17 protein-coding genes are annotated in these 15,455 nt (G+C 71.3%); 5 read left to right on the forward strand and 12 right to left on the reverse strand.

Annotated features, from left to right (window positions below):
* Positions 1 to 341: 341 nt before the first annotated feature.
* On the forward strand, positions 342 to 1,541 hold the full coding sequence (locus ACZ6SD_RS04270) for a lipase family protein (protein ID WP_465315448.1): 1,200 nt from the start codon (positions 342 to 344) through the stop codon (positions 1,539 to 1,541).
* Positions 1,542 to 1,710: 169 nt separating this feature from the next.
* Positions 1,711 to 2,382, forward strand: a complete 672-nt coding sequence (locus ACZ6SD_RS04275) for a hypothetical protein (protein WP_465315449.1) — start codon at positions 1,711 to 1,713, stop codon at positions 2,380 to 2,382.
* 59 nt (positions 2,383 to 2,441) lie between these two features.
* Here the strand turns inward: ACZ6SD_RS04275 and ACZ6SD_RS04280 are convergent, their stop codons facing one another.
* The gene (locus tag ACZ6SD_RS04280) at positions 2,442 to 3,206 is read right to left on the reverse strand and encodes a multinuclear nonheme iron-dependent oxidase (protein WP_465315450.1); all 765 of its coding nucleotides are present in this window, start codon (positions 3,204 to 3,206) and stop codon (positions 2,442 to 2,444) included.
* Between the two features lie 276 nt (positions 3,207 to 3,482).
* Entirely contained in the window at positions 3,483 to 4,196 is a 714-nt protein-coding gene (locus ACZ6SD_RS04285) for a methyltransferase domain-containing protein (RefSeq protein ID WP_465315451.1), read from the reverse strand.
* Positions 4,197 to 4,281: 85 nt separating this feature from the next.
* Between ACZ6SD_RS04285 and ACZ6SD_RS04290 the strand changes: the two genes are divergently transcribed.
* Complete coding sequence (locus tag ACZ6SD_RS04290) at positions 4,282 to 5,151, forward strand: SAM-dependent methyltransferase (RefSeq protein WP_465315452.1); 870 nt, start codon at positions 4,282 to 4,284, stop codon at positions 5,149 to 5,151.
* Between the two features lie 32 nt (positions 5,152 to 5,183).
* Positions 5,184 to 5,690 (forward strand): DinB family protein, encoded by a 507-nt coding sequence (locus ACZ6SD_RS04295; protein ID WP_465315454.1) that lies wholly within the window; start codon positions 5,184 to 5,186, stop codon positions 5,688 to 5,690.
* Positions 5,691 to 5,738: 48 nt separating this feature from the next.
* On the opposite strand, the gene ACZ6SD_RS04300 is transcribed toward ACZ6SD_RS04295, so the two are convergent.
* From ACZ6SD_RS04300 to ACZ6SD_RS04310, 3 genes are all read right to left on the reverse strand, one after another.
* Positions 5,739 to 6,680, reverse strand: coding sequence for a (2Fe-2S)-binding protein (locus ACZ6SD_RS04300; RefSeq protein WP_465315455.1), 942 nt, complete (start codon positions 6,678 to 6,680; stop codon positions 5,739 to 5,741).
* 104 nt (positions 6,681 to 6,784) lie between these two features.
* A complete protein-coding gene (locus ACZ6SD_RS04305; RefSeq protein WP_465315456.1) occupies positions 6,785 to 7,429 on the reverse strand; it encodes a response regulator in 645 nt (214 codons plus the stop codon).
* A complete protein-coding gene (locus ACZ6SD_RS04310) occupies positions 7,420 to 8,637 on the reverse strand; it encodes a sensor histidine kinase (RefSeq protein WP_465315457.1) in 1,218 nt (405 codons plus the stop codon). The genes ACZ6SD_RS04305 and ACZ6SD_RS04310 overlap by 10 nt, the downstream gene beginning before the upstream one ends.
* A gap of 170 nt (positions 8,638 to 8,807) precedes the next feature.
* Between ACZ6SD_RS04310 and ACZ6SD_RS04315 the strand changes: the two genes are divergently transcribed.
* Positions 8,808 to 9,464 (forward strand): DedA family protein, encoded by a 657-nt coding sequence (locus ACZ6SD_RS04315; protein WP_465315458.1) that lies wholly within the window; start codon positions 8,808 to 8,810, stop codon positions 9,462 to 9,464.
* Between the two features lie 44 nt (positions 9,465 to 9,508).
* Here ACZ6SD_RS04315 and ACZ6SD_RS04320 read toward each other — a convergent pair whose 3' ends face one another.
* The 7 genes from ACZ6SD_RS04320 to ACZ6SD_RS04350 all read right to left on the reverse strand — a co-directional run bounded on the left by ACZ6SD_RS04320 (position 9,509) and on the right by ACZ6SD_RS04350 (position 15,444).
* Positions 9,509 to 11,893 (reverse strand): ABC transporter substrate-binding protein, encoded by a 2,385-nt coding sequence (locus ACZ6SD_RS04320; RefSeq protein WP_465315459.1) that lies wholly within the window; start codon positions 11,891 to 11,893, stop codon positions 9,509 to 9,511.
* Positions 11,894 to 11,980: 87 nt separating this feature from the next.
* Complete coding sequence (locus ACZ6SD_RS04325) at positions 11,981 to 12,292, reverse strand: hypothetical protein (RefSeq protein WP_465315460.1); 312 nt, start codon at positions 12,290 to 12,292, stop codon at positions 11,981 to 11,983.
* Entirely contained in the window at positions 12,285 to 12,602 is a 318-nt protein-coding gene (locus tag ACZ6SD_RS04330) for a hypothetical protein (RefSeq protein ID WP_465315461.1), read from the reverse strand. Before ACZ6SD_RS04330 ends, ACZ6SD_RS04325 begins: the two co-directional genes overlap by 8 nt.
* A gap of 4 nt (positions 12,603 to 12,606) precedes the next feature.
* Positions 12,607 to 13,287, reverse strand: a complete 681-nt coding sequence (locus ACZ6SD_RS04335; RefSeq protein ID WP_465315462.1) for a hypothetical protein — start codon at positions 13,285 to 13,287, stop codon at positions 12,607 to 12,609.
* A 5-nt stretch (positions 13,288 to 13,292) separates the two neighbouring features.
* On the reverse strand, positions 13,293 to 14,522 hold the full coding sequence (locus tag ACZ6SD_RS04340) for a hypothetical protein (protein ID WP_465315463.1): 1,230 nt from the start codon (positions 14,520 to 14,522) through the stop codon (positions 13,293 to 13,295).
* The gene (locus ACZ6SD_RS04345) at positions 14,515 to 14,832 is read right to left on the reverse strand and encodes a hypothetical protein (RefSeq protein WP_465315464.1); all 318 of its coding nucleotides are present in this window, start codon (positions 14,830 to 14,832) and stop codon (positions 14,515 to 14,517) included. The genes ACZ6SD_RS04340 and ACZ6SD_RS04345 overlap by 8 nt, the downstream gene beginning before the upstream one ends.
* A gap of 96 nt (positions 14,833 to 14,928) precedes the next feature.
* Complete coding sequence (locus ACZ6SD_RS04350) at positions 14,929 to 15,444, reverse strand: toll/interleukin-1 receptor domain-containing protein (RefSeq protein WP_465315465.1); 516 nt, start codon at positions 15,442 to 15,444, stop codon at positions 14,929 to 14,931.
* Between the last annotated feature and the right edge of the window lie 11 nt (positions 15,445 to 15,455).

Below are 15,455 nucleotides of genomic sequence, written 5' to 3' on the forward strand. Positions count from 1 at the left end.
CCCAAATGCACCCCACGACACCATTGCTCCCCGCCCACCCCGATAAATAACACCCCCCAAAAGTAATCGAATCTGACAAAAATCTTCCCTTAGTGAAGCGAATCCGCAGATGCTACGCTCATTCCAGCAAAGTGAATACACGTTGATTTAGTCACGATGCCACACATGTCCCTCCCGAACTTTGTGTCCACCGCGCAAACCGGGCAGGGCGGAGCGGTCTCGTGACCCGTCGTCGCTCGGAGGTACATGCGGTGCTGAGTATGTTCGCTCGCTCGCGGCAGAGTCGCCGCCCGAAGTCGTCCGCGCGTGCCGCGCGTCTCGGGCGGGTGTTCTCGGCCGTCATGGCGACCGTTGTGGCCGGGTCCGCGGTCGTGGCGCTCGGCGTGACCCCGTCCAGCGCGGCTCCCGTCAGCGGGAACCCGCCGCTGCCCGGCGGCACCGGGCCCGCCGACGACAGCTTCTACATTCCGCCGTCACCGCTGCCGCAGGGGCAGCCGGGCGACGTCATCCGCTGGCGGCCCGCGAAGCCGGGCGCGCGTGGGGCGCTCGCCAACTCCTGGCAGATCATGTACTTGTCGAACAGCGCGCTGGGCAAGCCCATCGCGGTGACCGGCACGATCATCATGCCGAAGAGCGCGAACCCGGCCACCGCGCCGATCGCGGCTCTCGCGTCCGGCACCCAGGGGCCCGCGTTCCTCTGCGCCCCCTCGATCATGCAGCAGACCGGCTCGCACTACGAGCAGCCCGCGATCGATGACTTTATCAACGGCGGCTACGTGATCGCGATGCCCGACTACGAGGGCTACAAGCCGGACCCGAAGACCACCTACATGACCGGCCAGTCCATGGGCCGCACCACGCTCGACGCGGTCCGCGCGGCGCAGAAGTTCTCCGAGACGAAGGTCGCGGCGAACGCGAAGGTCGTGCTCAAGGGCTACTCGCAGGGCGGCGGCGCGGCGATGTGGGCGGGTCAGTTGCACCCGACCTACGCCCCTGAGCTGAACCTCGTCGGTGTCGCCGCCGGTGGCGTGCCCGCCGACCTGGTCATGGTCGGCCTGCCGCTGGACGCCAAGTGGGGTTCGGGCTTCTTCCTCTACGCCCTGCTCGGCCTGGCCAACGCCTACCCCGAGCTTGACCTCTACGGCGCGCTCACCCCGGCGGGCAAGGCCGCGTACGACGACATGAGCAAGGACTCCTGCACGTTCGAGTTGCTCACCAAGTACGCGAACAAGAAGATCTCGGACTACTTCACCCAGTCGGTGTTCGTGACTCCGGCGTGGGCGGCGCGGCTGGCCGAGAACAAGCTCGGCGCCACCCCGATCAAGGTTCCGGTCTACCAGTACCACGGTTCGGCCGACAACATCGTCGCCTTCGGCCAGGCTGACACGCTGCACAAGACCTACTGCGACGCCGGGGTGAACCTGACCTGGAAGGTCATCCCCAACCAGGATCACATCACCCCGATCTACATCGGCAACGCCGAGGCGTTCGCCTTCCTGCAGGACCGGGTCGCGGGCAAGCCCGCCACCGCCAACTGCTGAGTTCCCCGCACGTCCGTCCAACGGCCCGCCGGTGACACCGGCGGGCCGTTGGCGTTTCCCTGGGTCCGAGAGGTCCGCCGCGGGTTCGTGATCCGGTCGCGGCGGCCTCGGGCGGGCATGGTTTGATCATCGTGGTCGGGGATGACCGCACTTGTCCTCGGGAGCACGTGTGCGAAATGCCAATCAGACCAGTGATCCGCTCGCCCCGGCGCGGTCGGGCAGCCGCCGGGTCGTCGTCATCGTTGTGATCGCGGCCCTCGCCCTGACCGTCGCCATCATTGGGGCGTACGCGGCTGGCCGCAAACAGGGCGCGGCCGCGGCCGCGACGGCAACTAAAACCGAGACCGTCACCGTGGCGCCTGACCCCGGCTCGTCCCCGGTCACCTCGTCGCAGGGCACCGCGCCGTCGAGCACGTCGCGCCCCAGCCGCTCGTCCACTGGTTCGTCCGCCCCCAGGGCGGCGGACGACGACGTGTCTGCGCAGATCCGACTCGACCCGGGACACGGGGTCGACCTCGACGTGCCGGAAGCCACGGCGGAGCAGGTCTCCGGCCCCAACGGCGACATCGACCTGTATTTCGGCGACGATCTGACCATCACGGCCAACCGGGCCGCCCTGTACTACTACTACTACGGCACCGAACCCGCCGCTAAGATCGACTGCCCCAAGACGGTGAGGGCGGGACAGTCGACCACCGGGCCGCTCACCCCCAGCACCATCGGCGCCCAGTACTGCTTCCGGACCTCCAACGGCGCCTACGGTTGGTTCAGCGTCAACTTCGTGAAACTGGGCGGTCAGCCCGACAAGCACGTGGTGATCAATTACCGCGTCGGCCTGTGACGGCGCCCGCGCGGCCGCTGCCGTTCGCCGCGGCCGCGCGTCAGGCGGTCCGGCGGCGGTCAGCGGCTCGATAGCACCTCGCCCGCCTTGGCGAGGTCGGCGACCAGTTCGGCGCGGTCTTGGGGTCCGCCGCCGTCGCGTTCCACCACCGAGCCGCGCACCGGGGCCCGGGTGACCAGGTCCGCCAGCAGGTCCCAGGCCGGGGGCGGCACCGGCTCGCGGTGCGTCTCCACCGCGGCCCCCTTGGGTGCGGCGCCCGCGGTGAGGTGCACCTCCACCACCCGTTCGACGGGAATCCGGTCCAGGAAGCCCGCCGGGTCCGGGCAGTCCCTGGCGAGCAGGGCCAGGTTCAGCACCAGGCCGCACTCGCAGTGCTCCAGCACCTCGGTGACGAACTCCGGCACGCCGGGCGCGGCGTGTTCCACGTTCTCCAGCAGGAACGGGGCCCCGACGCTGTCCCGCAGCCGTTGGGCGGCGCGGCCGAGGTCGCGCGCCCGCTGGCGCGGCGCCGGGTCGGGGAACCAGAGGTGCCCGCTGAACCAGGGCGCGCCCAGGTCGGCCACCAGCGCGGCGCACGCGGCCAGTTCCGTGTCGTCCGGCTCGCCGGGGACGTCGACCGCCCGGCCCACCCCGTGCGGCACCACCGGCATGGTCCGGGCGAGTTCCCGCAATCCCGCCCGCACCCCGGCGGGCACGTCCGCGCAGCGCTCCACGATGAACTCCACCCACCGCGCGCCGAGAGTCCCCTGGCGGAGCCCGGGTTCCCATTCGTCCCGGTGCCCCAGGCCGGACCCCAGCGTCGGCAACTCGGCCAGCGACCCCATCCCGAACCCCGCCTTCGTCGTCCGGGTCGCCTACCCCGCGCCGAGGGCGGCAAACGACCCGTTCAGGTGTCACCCGGCGGTGTGGATTCAGGAATGGCGAAGATCAACACGGTTACCTCCGACCTGTGTCGAGAGACGCACAGGCTGTCGGTCGACCCGTAGGTAAGAGCAGGTCTGACCGGGTTTCACCGGCACGACCCAGGTCGTGACGCCGGAAGCAGAGGACGGGTGGACCCACCTGCCGCCGTCAGCCGACCAAATCCCAGCGGCGACCGGTCAGTCGAAGAACCGCGCCATGTGCTCGCGGGTGGGCGCGGGCGCGTCGGCGTCGATCTTCATCAGGTCCGCGAAGATGCTGGCGCCGTCGCAGCCCGCGTGCAGCGGGTGCCAGCGCAGGTCGGTGTCGGCGCGCTCGCAGATCCCCTTCATCGTCTGCACGTCGAGCAGCCGGACATGGGTCGGGTCGGCCACCGCGTTCACATACCGCCACCAGGGGGATAGCACGTGCAGGATGCCGCCGGGGCGCAGCACGCGGTGGCACTCGTCCACCAGGGGCAGGAAGTCGACCAGGTGCTCCAGGACGTGCACGGCGAAGATCCGGTCCGCGCTGGCGTCCGGGAACGGCAGGCCGTCGCGCAGGTCGGCCACCACGTCCACGTCCCGGGCCGCGCGCAGGTCGACGCCGATGTTGTCCGGGTACTGCTTGGTGTCGCCGCAGCCGATGTCGAGGATCACCGGCGCCCGGTCCGCGACCAGCACCCGGTCCCAGACCGCGAGCACGCCCGCCAGCCGCCCGAGCAGGTCCCGGGCCAGGCGCAGGTGCCCCGGCTCGGCCACGGCTCCGGTCAGATGGGCGACGCCGCCGCGGAACTCGGCCTTGAGGTCGAGGCCGCGCAGGCGCCGGTCGTGGTCGAACAACTCGTGGGCGGCGGTGTCGAGGTAGCGGTCCAGGTGCTGGAGGCGGGTGTCGCCGAGCGGGGCGTGGAGCACGGGCGGTCCTTTCCGCGGGCGGGCAGTCCGAGTCGCGGTTACCCGGCGGGCGGTGAAGTGAACGCGCGGCCGTATCTTTGCTCAGGTGAGCGACAAGACGCCCGCCGTGCCGGACGGGGTGGGGATGACCGCGATCGGGGTGGCCGCCCTGCGGGCGCAGGAAAGCGCGCGCCCGGACCGGTGGTTCGCCGACCCGCTGGCGGCCCGGTTCCTCACCGCGGCCGGGTGGCCGCAGCCGCCCGCCGACATCGCCGAGGCCGAACGGCAGGCGCCGCCGAACTGGCTGGTGCTCTTGCGCTCGGTCCCGGTCCGCACCCGCTTCCTCGACGAGTTCGCCCACACCGCCGTCACCGCGGGCTGCCGCCAGGTCGTCCTGCTCGGCGCGGGTCTGGACACCCGGGCGTTCCGGCTGGACTGGCCGCCCGGCACGCGGCTGTTCGAGCTGGACCTGCCGGTGATGCTGGACTTCAAGCAGGACGTGCTCGCCGCGGCCGACGCCACGCCCCGGTGCGGGCGGATCACCGTCCCCGCCGACCTGGTCGCCGACTGGCCTGCCGCGCTCACCGTGGCCGGTCTGGACGCCGCCGTCCCCACGGCGTGGATCGCCGAGGGCCTGCTCATGTACTTCACCGCCGAGCAGAACGAGGAGCTGCTCGGCCGGATCGGCGCGCTGTCCGCACCGGGCAGCAGGCTGGCGCTGACCGTGGTGAGCCAAAACCGGCTGGACAAGTCCAAGAGCACCCTTGAGCGGGACGACGCCCCCGGCGCGGAGGTCGTGCGCATGTGGCGCTCTGGCGCGCCGGAGGACCCGGTGGCGTGGCTGGCCGGGCACGGCTGGCAGGCCACGGTGTCCGACCCGGCAGAACGGGCCGCCGCCTACGGCAGGCCCGGCCTCTTCGACGGCCTCGGCCGCGAGCCGGGCGGCGGTGGCCTGATCAGCGCCGTCCGCGCCTGATTCTTGTCGGTCCCCTGGGGCACCCTCGTGCCATGACGACCCGACCGATGCCGCCGCTCGACGCCGACGAGCGCGCGACCCTGGCGGGCTGGCTCGACTTCTACCGGGCGACCCTGGTCGAGAAGTGCGCCGGGCTCACCGAGGACCAGCTCCGGACCGCGTCGGCGCCGCCGTCGCCGCTGACCCTGCTCGGCCTCGTCCAGCACCTGACCGGGGTCGAGCGCAACTGGTTCCGCCGCGTCCTGGCCGGGGAGGACGCCCCGACCCTGTACGGCACCTCGACCGACCCGAACGGCCACGACGGCGGATTCACCCTCTCCGCCGACGTCACCTTCGAGACCGCCCTGTCCGCTTGGGAAACCGAGACGGCCCACGCCCGAGCCAACTGCGCCGCCCGCGACCTGGCCCAGACCAGCCCGTTCCCCGGCGGCGCCGTCACCCTGCGCTGGATCTACACCCACATGATCGCTGAATACGCCCGCCACATCGGCCACGCCGACCTCATCCGCGAACGCATAGACGGCGCGACCGGCGTCTGAGGAGGCTGTGTGGACTGGTGACGTGTTTCAGCGCCCGGTTCGCCGTGGTCACGGCGCGGATGGTGTGCCCCGGCAGGCCGTGACCGCCGCGCCGTCGAGCGGGCAGTCGCCGCAGACGGGGCCGGTGGGGGTGCGGTAGTAGAGGCAGCAACTGCGCCGGGTGCCGTCCGGGGACAGCGCGGCCGCGAGTTCCGGGGTGGCGAACAGCCGCCGGGCGGGCGCGCCGCCGGTGTCCGCCGCCATCCGCAGGGCGGCTGCCGCGTTGCCCCACAGCAGCCCCTCGGCCACCCGGGTCGCGGCCCGCAGCGCGTGGTGCAGTGGCCGTAGGTGCCCGTCGACGACCAGGCGCGACAGCAGCGGCGCTGGGTCGGCGGGCGCGGTCCAGCCGCCGGGCTCCGGCAGCGACAGCCGCACGAACGCGTCCCCGGTCAGCCGGAACCGCACCCGGTCCACATCGGGCACCACCCCGCCTGCCAGCGCGCCGACCGCGACCGACCACACCCGGGTCACGATCCCGAAGTGCAGCGCCGACGCCGCCACCCGGGTCTCGGTGACGCCCAGCCGCGCGCCGACCCGCGCCACCGCCTCGCCCAGCGCGGCGCGGTCGCTATAGAGCGCGCGCAGAGGCACGCCGTCAGCGTTGTCCGTGGTGAGGTAAGCGCTGACTACCGCCGCGTCGGCAAGCGCCGCCGCCACCCGCCCCGGATCGGCCCGGCGCGCCACCCGGTCCGACCGGGACACCGCCGCCGCCCACCCGGACACCGCCACCGCGTCCGATAGCGTTGTCGCCTGCCCGTCAGCGAGGCCGAGATACCCCTGGCCGACCCGGCGGACCTCGATGTCGGCGTCCCCGGAGCCCGAACACGTCCACCCGGTCCGGGCCAGCAGCGGCGCGAGCCCGGCGCAGTCCGGCCCGAGCCGACAGGTCCCGCCGGTGTCGGCGACCAAGTCGGCGACGGGGCGCGGCAGGCTGGTCAGGCGGGGGCTCATCGAGGCCCGTTTTCTCGGTCCGGCTGAAGCGAGGAATTACCCACAAGCCGGTAGTCGTGGTGAATGCCCCCCGAGTTCCCGCCTTGATGTGACACCCGGGCCGCTTAGCTGCCCAGGTACTTCACCACCGCGACCACCCGCCTGCTCAGCCCGGTCGAGCGGGCCAGGCCGAGCTTGTCGAAGATCGCGTTGATGTGCTTCTCCGCCGCGCTCTGCGAGATGTGCAGCTCCTCGGAGATCCGGGCGTTGGTGAGCCCCTGCGCCATGAGCGCGAGCACCTGCTTCTCGCGCGGGGTGAGCCGCTCCAGCGGGTCGACGCGCGTGGTGCGGCTCAGCAGCCTGCGCACGACCTCCGGGTCGAACGCGGTGCCGCCCGCGCCGACCCGGCTCAGCGCGTCGAGGAACTCGTCCACCTGGGCGACCCGGTCCTTGAGCAGGTAGCCGACCCCGCCCGCGGCGCTGGTGATCAACTCGGTGGCGTAGCGGTTCTCCACGTACTGGGAGAGCACCAGCACGCCGATCTCGGGCCACTCGCCGCGGATGCGCAGCGCGGCCCGGAGGCCGTCGTCCTTGTGCGTCGGCGGCATCCGCACGTCGGTGACCACGACGTCGGGCCGGTGGGCCGCGGTGGCGCGCAGCAGGTCCGGGGCGTTGTCGACGGCGGCGAGCACGTCGTAGCCCTCTTCGGTCAGCAGCCGGACCAAGCCCTCGCGCAGCAGGGTCGAGTCCTCGGCCAGGATCACCCGCACGGCAGGCTCGCCGTCACCTCGGTGGGGCCGCCGCGCGGGCTGCGCACCGAGAACAGCCCGTCGACGGCGGCGACCCGGCGGGCCAGGCCGGACAGGCCCGTCCCGGTCGGGTCGGCCCCACCGACGCCGTCGTCCCGGATCACGACGCGCACCCGGTCGTCGCGGCGGGCCACCGACACCTCGACCAGGCTGGCGTCGGCGTGTTTGGCCGCGTTGGTCACCGCCTCGGACACCACGAAGTAGACCGCCGTCTCCAGCGTCGAGCGCAGCCGCCCGGTCAGCCCGAAGTCGAGCCGCACGGCCACGCTGGACCGCTCGGCCAGCGACTCCAGCGCCGCGGCCAGGCCAGCGTCGTCCAGCCCGACCGGGTACACCCGGCTGGCCACCTCGCGCAACTCGCTGATCGCGTCCTGCGCGGCGGCCTGCGCCTGCTCCAGCAGGTCGCGCTGCGGGTCGGCGCCAGCGGCCGCCCGGCGCGCGCGCCCGACGAGCATCCCCAGCGCGACCAGCCGCTGCTGCACCCCGTCGTGCAGGTCGCGCTCGATGCGCCTGCGCTCGTCATCGACCGCCTCGACCACCTCGGCGCGGGTGTTGGTCAACTCGACTACCCGCTGCCGCAGCAGCGCCTGCTGGCTGGTGCCCAGCGTCTCTGCGGCCAGCCAGCGGTCGAGCGTGCCGACGCCGAGGACGCCCGCGGCGCTGGCGAAGGTGAGCATCGCGCCCGGCAGCGCCGCGAGCGCCACCAGCCAGGTGTCGACCCGGTCGCCGCCGCTCTCGATGAGCCCCCAGCCGCCGTCGAAGACCCACGCCGAGAGCATCGAGGCCGCCACGACGAAGCACAGCAGCAGCATCAGCAACACGCCCAGCCCCAGCCCGCCGACCAGCCAGCGCAACGCGAGGTAGCGGCGGCAGCGGCTCGGGGTGAGCACATCGGCGGGCACCGGGCCGTGGAACCGGGCGACCCGGCGCAACTCCATCCCGGCCAGCCGGACGGCCTGCTTGTCCACCGCACGCGCGATCCGCTCGCGGTGCGGCCCCGGAATCACCCGCGGCACGGCGGCGAGCACCGTCCACACCAGGTAGCCGAACCCGACCAGCCCGGTCGCCGCCCCGGCCAGGATGCTCGCCACCGCCCGCAGCCAGCGCGCGGCCAGCGCGCGTGCGCTCAGGTCCTGGGGCAGCGGCGCCCAGGCGGCGGTGTCGTCCACCCCGCCAAGGTAGCCGACCGCGCGGGCGACGGTACTGCGGTTTACCGCACCATTCCTCTGGTGGTTTTCCCCGCGCCCTGGGTGGTTTCCCGCATTGTCGGCGTGTCGAACGGTCCATAGGTTTGCCACCAGCCGCTGATCCGCAGCGCGAAAATCACCGGGGGGTATTCATGACACACTTTCCGCTAGCCGAAAACACCGCCGAGCCAGTGGGCGGATTGGCGGGCTGGGCGGTCGACGTGATGGATTCGCTCGGCGGGCCCGGCGCGGCCATCGTGGTCGGCGCGGACAATCTCTTCCCACCCATTCCGAGTGAACTGGTGCTGCCCCTGGCGGGATTCTCGGCCAGCCGGGGGACCTTCGGCATTGTCGAGGCCCTGGCCTGGACGACGGCGGGCTCGGTGCTCGGCGCGGTCGTCGTCTACCTGCTCGGCGCACTGCTCGGCCGCGAGCGGACCCGCGCGCTGATCGCCAAGATCCCCCTGCTGAAGGTGGCCGACTTCGACCGCGCCGCGGCCTGGTTCGCCAAACACGGCAGCAAAGCGGTGTTCCTCGGCCGCATGGTCCCGCTGTTCCGCAGCGTCATCTCCCTCCCCGCAGGCGTCGAGCGAATGCACGTCGGCAAGTTCCTCCTGCTGACCACCCTAGGCAGCCTGATCTGGAACACCATCTTCGTCGGAGCCGGATACGCCCTCGGCGCCAACTGGCACCTAGTCAGCGATTACGCCGACGTCTTCCAAAAGATCGTCATCGGAGCGCTCGCCATCGCCGTGGCGTTGTTCGTGGCGGTCCGGCTTTCTCCGAAATCACGCACGACCCGGCGTTGACGGCGCTACGAGGCATGGACCGTGAAGAGGGAGAAATACGCTTTTCAGGGCACGAGGTCGATCAGCCAGATTCGGTTCGGCTGGCTGGCGTCATTGAGCTTGGGCAGCCCGAGCGTCTCGAATACCTCGGTTTTCTGCAGCATGCTCCGCGCCAGGGCCGGTTTCCATACCCCCTTGGCCGAGGTCTGCGCCTCCTTGATCGCCGCGGCCGCGATTCGGAAGGCGTCGCGGCCGGTGGACTCCTCGCTTTCCACGGCGCTGGGCGCGAGGCTGGTCATGGTCAGGCGCGCCCACGGGTAGCGCTCGGCGAGCGTGCCGGTGGCCGCTTCCACGATCAGGCCGGGGCCGGACAGGATCGGCAGCGGGGTGGGGCGGCGGGTGCAGCTATCGATGTTCTTCGCGCGGTCGAGGAACTTCAGCACCTGGTCGGCGCGGTTGGTGAGCACCGGGATACGGCTGTCGGCGTTCGCGCACATCGCCGCGATGTCGCGGTCGGCGATGTCGGCGCTGTCGCCTTCCTCGATCTCGATGTCGGTTTCCGGCGAGCCGATGCCCCGGGCGCGCAGCAGGTCGCGCAGCTCCCGGCTGAAGTAGTCGTCGGCGGGGTCGTAGACGACCGCGGCCCGCGAGCCGTAACCGCGCTCGCCGAGCCAGGCCGCCATCCGCTCCGCGAACGCCGCGTTCAGCGGGGCGGAGAGGAACATGTTGTCGTTCTCGGCCATCCGGCTGCCGTACATGCTGCTGCCGATCACCGGAATGTCCTTGAGGTGGTCCCGGATGGCCTTGCTGGCGATCGGCCTGCTCTGCGAGATGCCGATGACCGCGGCCAACCCCTTGTTGTCCGACTGCGGCCGCTTGGCGATCTGGGCCGCCACCCAGTCGCCCTCGGCGAACCGGTCGCCGCTGTTGGCCAGGATGAGCTTGATCGGCACCCGGTTGACGTCGCTCGCCGCGTCGTCGTTGTGCTCGCGCTGGGCCTCGACGGCGCCGCGCAACTGCCAGATCGAGTTCGGCGGGGCCGTGCTTTCCGCGGTGTTCGGGCGGGTCAGCGGCGCGAAGAACACGATCTCCCGGTAGTAGCGCTTCTGGTTGTTCTTGTCCAGCATCCGGTCCACCACGGCGTTGTTGGCGAACACGGCCTGCTCCAGGTCGGACAGGTTCGGCACGCCGGGAGCCGAGGCGGGCTGGTCGAAGCTGCAATCCTCCTCGATGATGCCCACCCGCTGCCCCAGCGCGTCCACGCGCGTGTCGGAGCAGCCGCCGAGGGCGAACTGGTAAGCGGCGATCCCGCCGACCGTCGCGATCAGCAGCGCGGTGAGGGCGAGCGGCGCCCAGGCCGACAGGCGTCCGGGGGTCTTCGGCGTCACGCGGCGATGCGTGCGCAAGTAGGTCTTGGCGCTCTGGTCCACCGGCGGGTCCGGCGGCAGGCGCAGCGCCAGGCGGCGCGGTGGGTCGGCCTCGGTCTTGTTCACCAGGGAACGCAAGGCGGGCGCGGCCTTGTCGATATCGAGGACGGTCGCAGTGGCCCCGGTCGCGTTCTCACTCAGCGCGGCCATGACCAGCAGCGGCATGGTCTGCGTGGTCCTGGTCAGCTCGACGTACAGGTCCACTAGGTCGGCGGCGGGGGAGCCGGTGGCGTCCAACAGCAGCACCGGCGTCCACTGCCGCCGCCTGCGGTGCGGCAGGAACCGTCGGCGCCGGACGAACAGGGCGATATCGTGCAGCAGCGCGTCGAACAGCACGCGCCTGCGCAGGGCCGTGACGTCCTCCAACCCGCTGTCGGGCAACAGATACACGGCCTGGTCGAGGAAGTCGCCGTGTTGCAGCCCGGTGGCGTTGGCCAGGTGCTCGCCGAACCAGCGGAGCCTGCGGCTGTTGAGTCGTCTGCCGAACCACCAACGGGTGGGCCCGCTTAGCAGGGCGTTGAGGATGAACCCGATGATGCTAACCGGCAGGTCACCCGCGGCCATCGCCTTCACCCAGGAAAGTAGCTTCGTCCGCTTCTCCCACCGGGAATAGAGCCAGGTCAATAGTTGATCGCGGGCGCCGTCCGCCGTCGTCGTTTCGACGTTCCCCGAAGCCCGGATCACGTCCAGGCAGAGGCGGAATTGCTTGGTACGCCATCGCTTGCCCGCGCCAGTGGGCACGCTCAACCGCAGTTGCTTGGCGATCTCGTCCAGTAGGCTGACGTCCGGGGATGTCGCTACCTTGGCGATGCCCGCAGTCACCTTTCCGGCATGCGCGCTGGGCACCAAGGAACGCCGTCCGATGTCGGATAATCGGTCGCGGTAGCCCGCGACGAACACGCGGGCCTCGTCGGGGTCCGCCGAGAGCACGCCGATGACCAGCGGCGGCAGGTGCGGCCTGGTCTCAACGATGTGGTCGATCAAGGGGAGAACCGACTGCACACCACTGATCGGCTTGATCATCGCCACCTCCCGGGTTGTTACGACCTATCCCGGTTCAGGCGGAGAACGTGACACTTTTCGTGGTGATGTGTCGCTTTTCGACCGGTGTCAGGGCGGGGGATCGGCGCGGGTGAAGCGCAGCAGCCACGCGTCCGGGCCGATGTCCTCCGCGTGCGGGCGCCAGTGGTGCTTTTCGGCCAGGGCCAGCAGGTCCGGCTTCGGGATTTCCCCGTAGCGCAGCCAATCCAGCTCCAGGCTCGCGCCATCGGACCGGGCCAGGATGTCGGCGAGGTCGGCGCGGTGCCGGTTCTGGCGGGCGCGGCGGGAGCCGGTCGTCGGCCAGACCATGGTGGCGATGGCGGTGAGTAGCAGCAGGGCGAGCGCGGGAAGCAGAATCCACAGCGCGGTCCGGTCAGTCAAGGGACCTCCTCACCGGTTTCGTCTTGCGCGGCACGAACCGCAGCACGCGGGCGCCGTTGCGGCGGCTGAACCCCTCTTCGGTGAACCGGTAGCGCTGCCCGGCCGCCACCTCTTTGATCATCGGAACGGTCAGCGGGTGGCAGTCCCAGATTTCCACCGACGTCTCGCCTTGCGGAGTCATGTTGGCGCGCAACTGCTTGCCCACCCGGGCGATGCCCTGCTCCAGGTTCTGGAACCGGGCCCGCACCCGCCCGACGAGCACCCAGAGCGCGACCAGCGCGAGCAGCGAACTGCCGATGACGGCGCCCACCGCGCTACTCCGCGAGCCGGTCGGCGATTGAGCGCTCGCCGGGGTTGCGGAACGACACGCTGCGGGCGATGCCGTCGAGGATGGCGACGTACTCGCCCCAGTCGGCGAGCTGCTCGCTGGAGACGGTGAACAGCGCGATGTGCGCGCGGTCCGGGCAGGCGAAGATCACCTGCGCCTGGCGGACCAGGTGCGCGTTCGGGATCTCGGCCCCGGTGGGGGTGGTGGGCAGCAGCACCCGCAGTTCCTCGCCGACGACCAGCGCCTCCCCGGCCGGGTAGTCGGCGAAGCCCACCTCGCGGCGGGAGCCGGGCTGGCGCAGCCCGTCGGCGACCGCGCGCAGCGGCGCTTCGGCGTCCAGGACCGCGGGCTTGACCAGCACGCTGAACTGGGCCATCGCCAGTTTCGCCGGGTCGGCGTCCGAGCGCGCCACTAGCTGCCCCGCGTACACCGCGCCCTCGGACAGCAGCCGCGAGATCATCAGCTCCTGGGTGTAGACGACGTGCACCAACTGCTGCTCGGTCGCGCCGCGCATGACCGCGGCGGCGTTGCGGTAGGCGCGCTGGACGCGTTGCTCGGCGTCCTCGGTCAGGTCGATCTCGTGCAACTGCTCCGGCACGGTGAACCGCATTGGCGTGGCGCGGTGCGGTTCCAGGGTGGTTGTCGTGTTGATCCCGCCTGTGCTCATGCCGCCTACCTGATCTGGATGCCGTTGAGGATGCCCGCGGCCCAGCCTGCCGCGTTCTTCACGTCGGAGACCGGCTGGCTGTTGTCGAACAGGCCGACCGCGCCGGGCACCTGCAACCCGACGTTCGCGCTGCTCTGCAACGCCTTCGCGGCCAGGTCCACGCTGTCGCCGACCAGCAGCGGGTTGCCCACCGTCTTCTCGGCGATCCACTGGAACGCCTTGGCTGGCTCGGCCACCTGGCCCGCCTCCCGGGCGAACGCCTGCCCGCCCTTGACGATGGCCTCGCCCGCGTCGTCGAGCACCGCCGTCGCCCCTCGGCTCACGTCGACCAGCCGGTCCGCGCCGCTGAGCACGTCGGCGGCGGCCCCGAACCCCTTGCTGACCGCGCCGACGCCGGGGATCACCCCGAGGATGTCGCCGCCGAGCGACACCCACGCGTTCGGGTCGTCCCACTTGTCGTTGACGACCATGTCCGCGCCGTGCGCGGCGAGCGCGATGCCGCCCGCGATCAGCGCGATCGGCCCGGCGACCGGGGCCAGCACCGGGATGAACGCCAGCGCTCCGGCCACCGCCGAGACGATGCCCGCGATGTCGCCGATGTCGCCCAGGTGGTCTTTGAACCACTTGCCCGCGTCATCGAACAGCTCCCCAAAGGACTCGAAGAACGCCTTGTTGGGGGCCTTGCCCGCGGCCTTGCCGAGCGCGTCGGCGCAGGCGCGGCCGTCGTCCTCCCAGGTGTCGCGCAGGGTCTTGGCCTTGCCGCGGAGGTCTTCGAGCCGGTCCCAGGCCGCGTTCGCGGCGTTGATCTTGTTGACCGCGTCGTTGTGCAGGTCGGCGTTATCCGACTGCTGCGTCGCGGCGCTGCGCGCGCTCGTCGCCGCGGTGCTCTTGGCCTCGTAGTCCGCCTTCGCCGCCTGGGCCTGGCGCTCAAGGTCCTGCGCGGTCCGCTGGTGGGCCTCCAGCCGGTCGCCCCAGGTAGTGAGCGCCTTGCCCGCGTCCACCAGGGACGAGTGCGCGTCATCGAGGTACTTGGGCAGCTCGCCGAGCTTGCGGCCGAACGCCTGCGCCGCGTCGCCGGTCCAGATGTCCTGCTTGTCCTGGATGCCCTTGAGGACCTCGTAGGCCTCCTTGGCGTAAGTGCCGGTGGTGCTCATCTGCTTGGCCAGGTCGCGCACCGAGGCCACGTTGCCGACCGCGGGGTCGAACCCGATCGCGGGGAAGTCCGAGTCAGCCACTGGTCGGCCCCGATCCCAGGTCGGCCGCCATCTTGGTGAACCCCTCGCGCAGGGCGTTCTCCAGTTCGGCGTAGGACTGCTTGGTCTGGTCGATGCCGCCGCGGACCTTCTCGACCGCGTCCCGGATCTTGTCGAGCCCTTCCTCCCAGTCGGACCGGAAGTCCGCGCACGCCTCGTCCAGCTCCTCCGGGCCGATCGAGTCCGGCCCCAGATCCGCCAGGTTGCGGGTGGCGCTGTCGATGTTCTCGACTGTCCGGTCGAGATTCTCGCCCAGCGCTTGCAGCCCGCCGATGTCGACGGTGAAGTCCATTCGCCAAACCCCCGTGTTCAGCTTCGGCCCGCCCCGGGCCGGTGGTGCCAGCGACAATAGCGGAGCGCGCCGACAGTCCTTTTGTGACTCGGCGGCTCACGCCGCGCTCGAATCGTCGCCCGCGCGCTCGGCGAGCCGAGGGGCGAGCGCACGCAGCCGGGTGATCAGGTGCGCGAGGTCCTGCCGACAGTGGTCGTGGCGCAGCCGGGCGAACTGGGTGCGCGCCAGCCAGCGGATGCTGGGCGGCAACGCGGCCTCGGTCAGCCGGGGCGCGCCGTCGACCAGCACCGGCACCACGTGCGCGCCCGCGCGGCCCGCCTCGGCGATCTCCCGGCGGACCCAGTCGCCGCGCCGGTCGATGAGCCTGCGCCCGTGCTCGTCCAGCGCCGTGAGCCACCGCTCGCCGATGACCACCAGCAGGACGTCACAGTTGCGCACCGCGGTCAGTAGAGCCTTGTCGAAGCGGGTGCCCACGGCCATGGACCGGCCGTCGAGAAACACCCGCTCGGAGCCGAAACCCAGGCACAATGCGGTGTCCAGCAGTGCGGCGGCCAGCGGCTCGTCGGAGGAGCGGTAGTTGATGAAGAAGGAAGTGGAAGGCTTCTCGGTCATGGCCACAGCGT

It is taken from the genome of Actinokineospora sp. NPDC051303 (genome assembly GCF_055586285.1).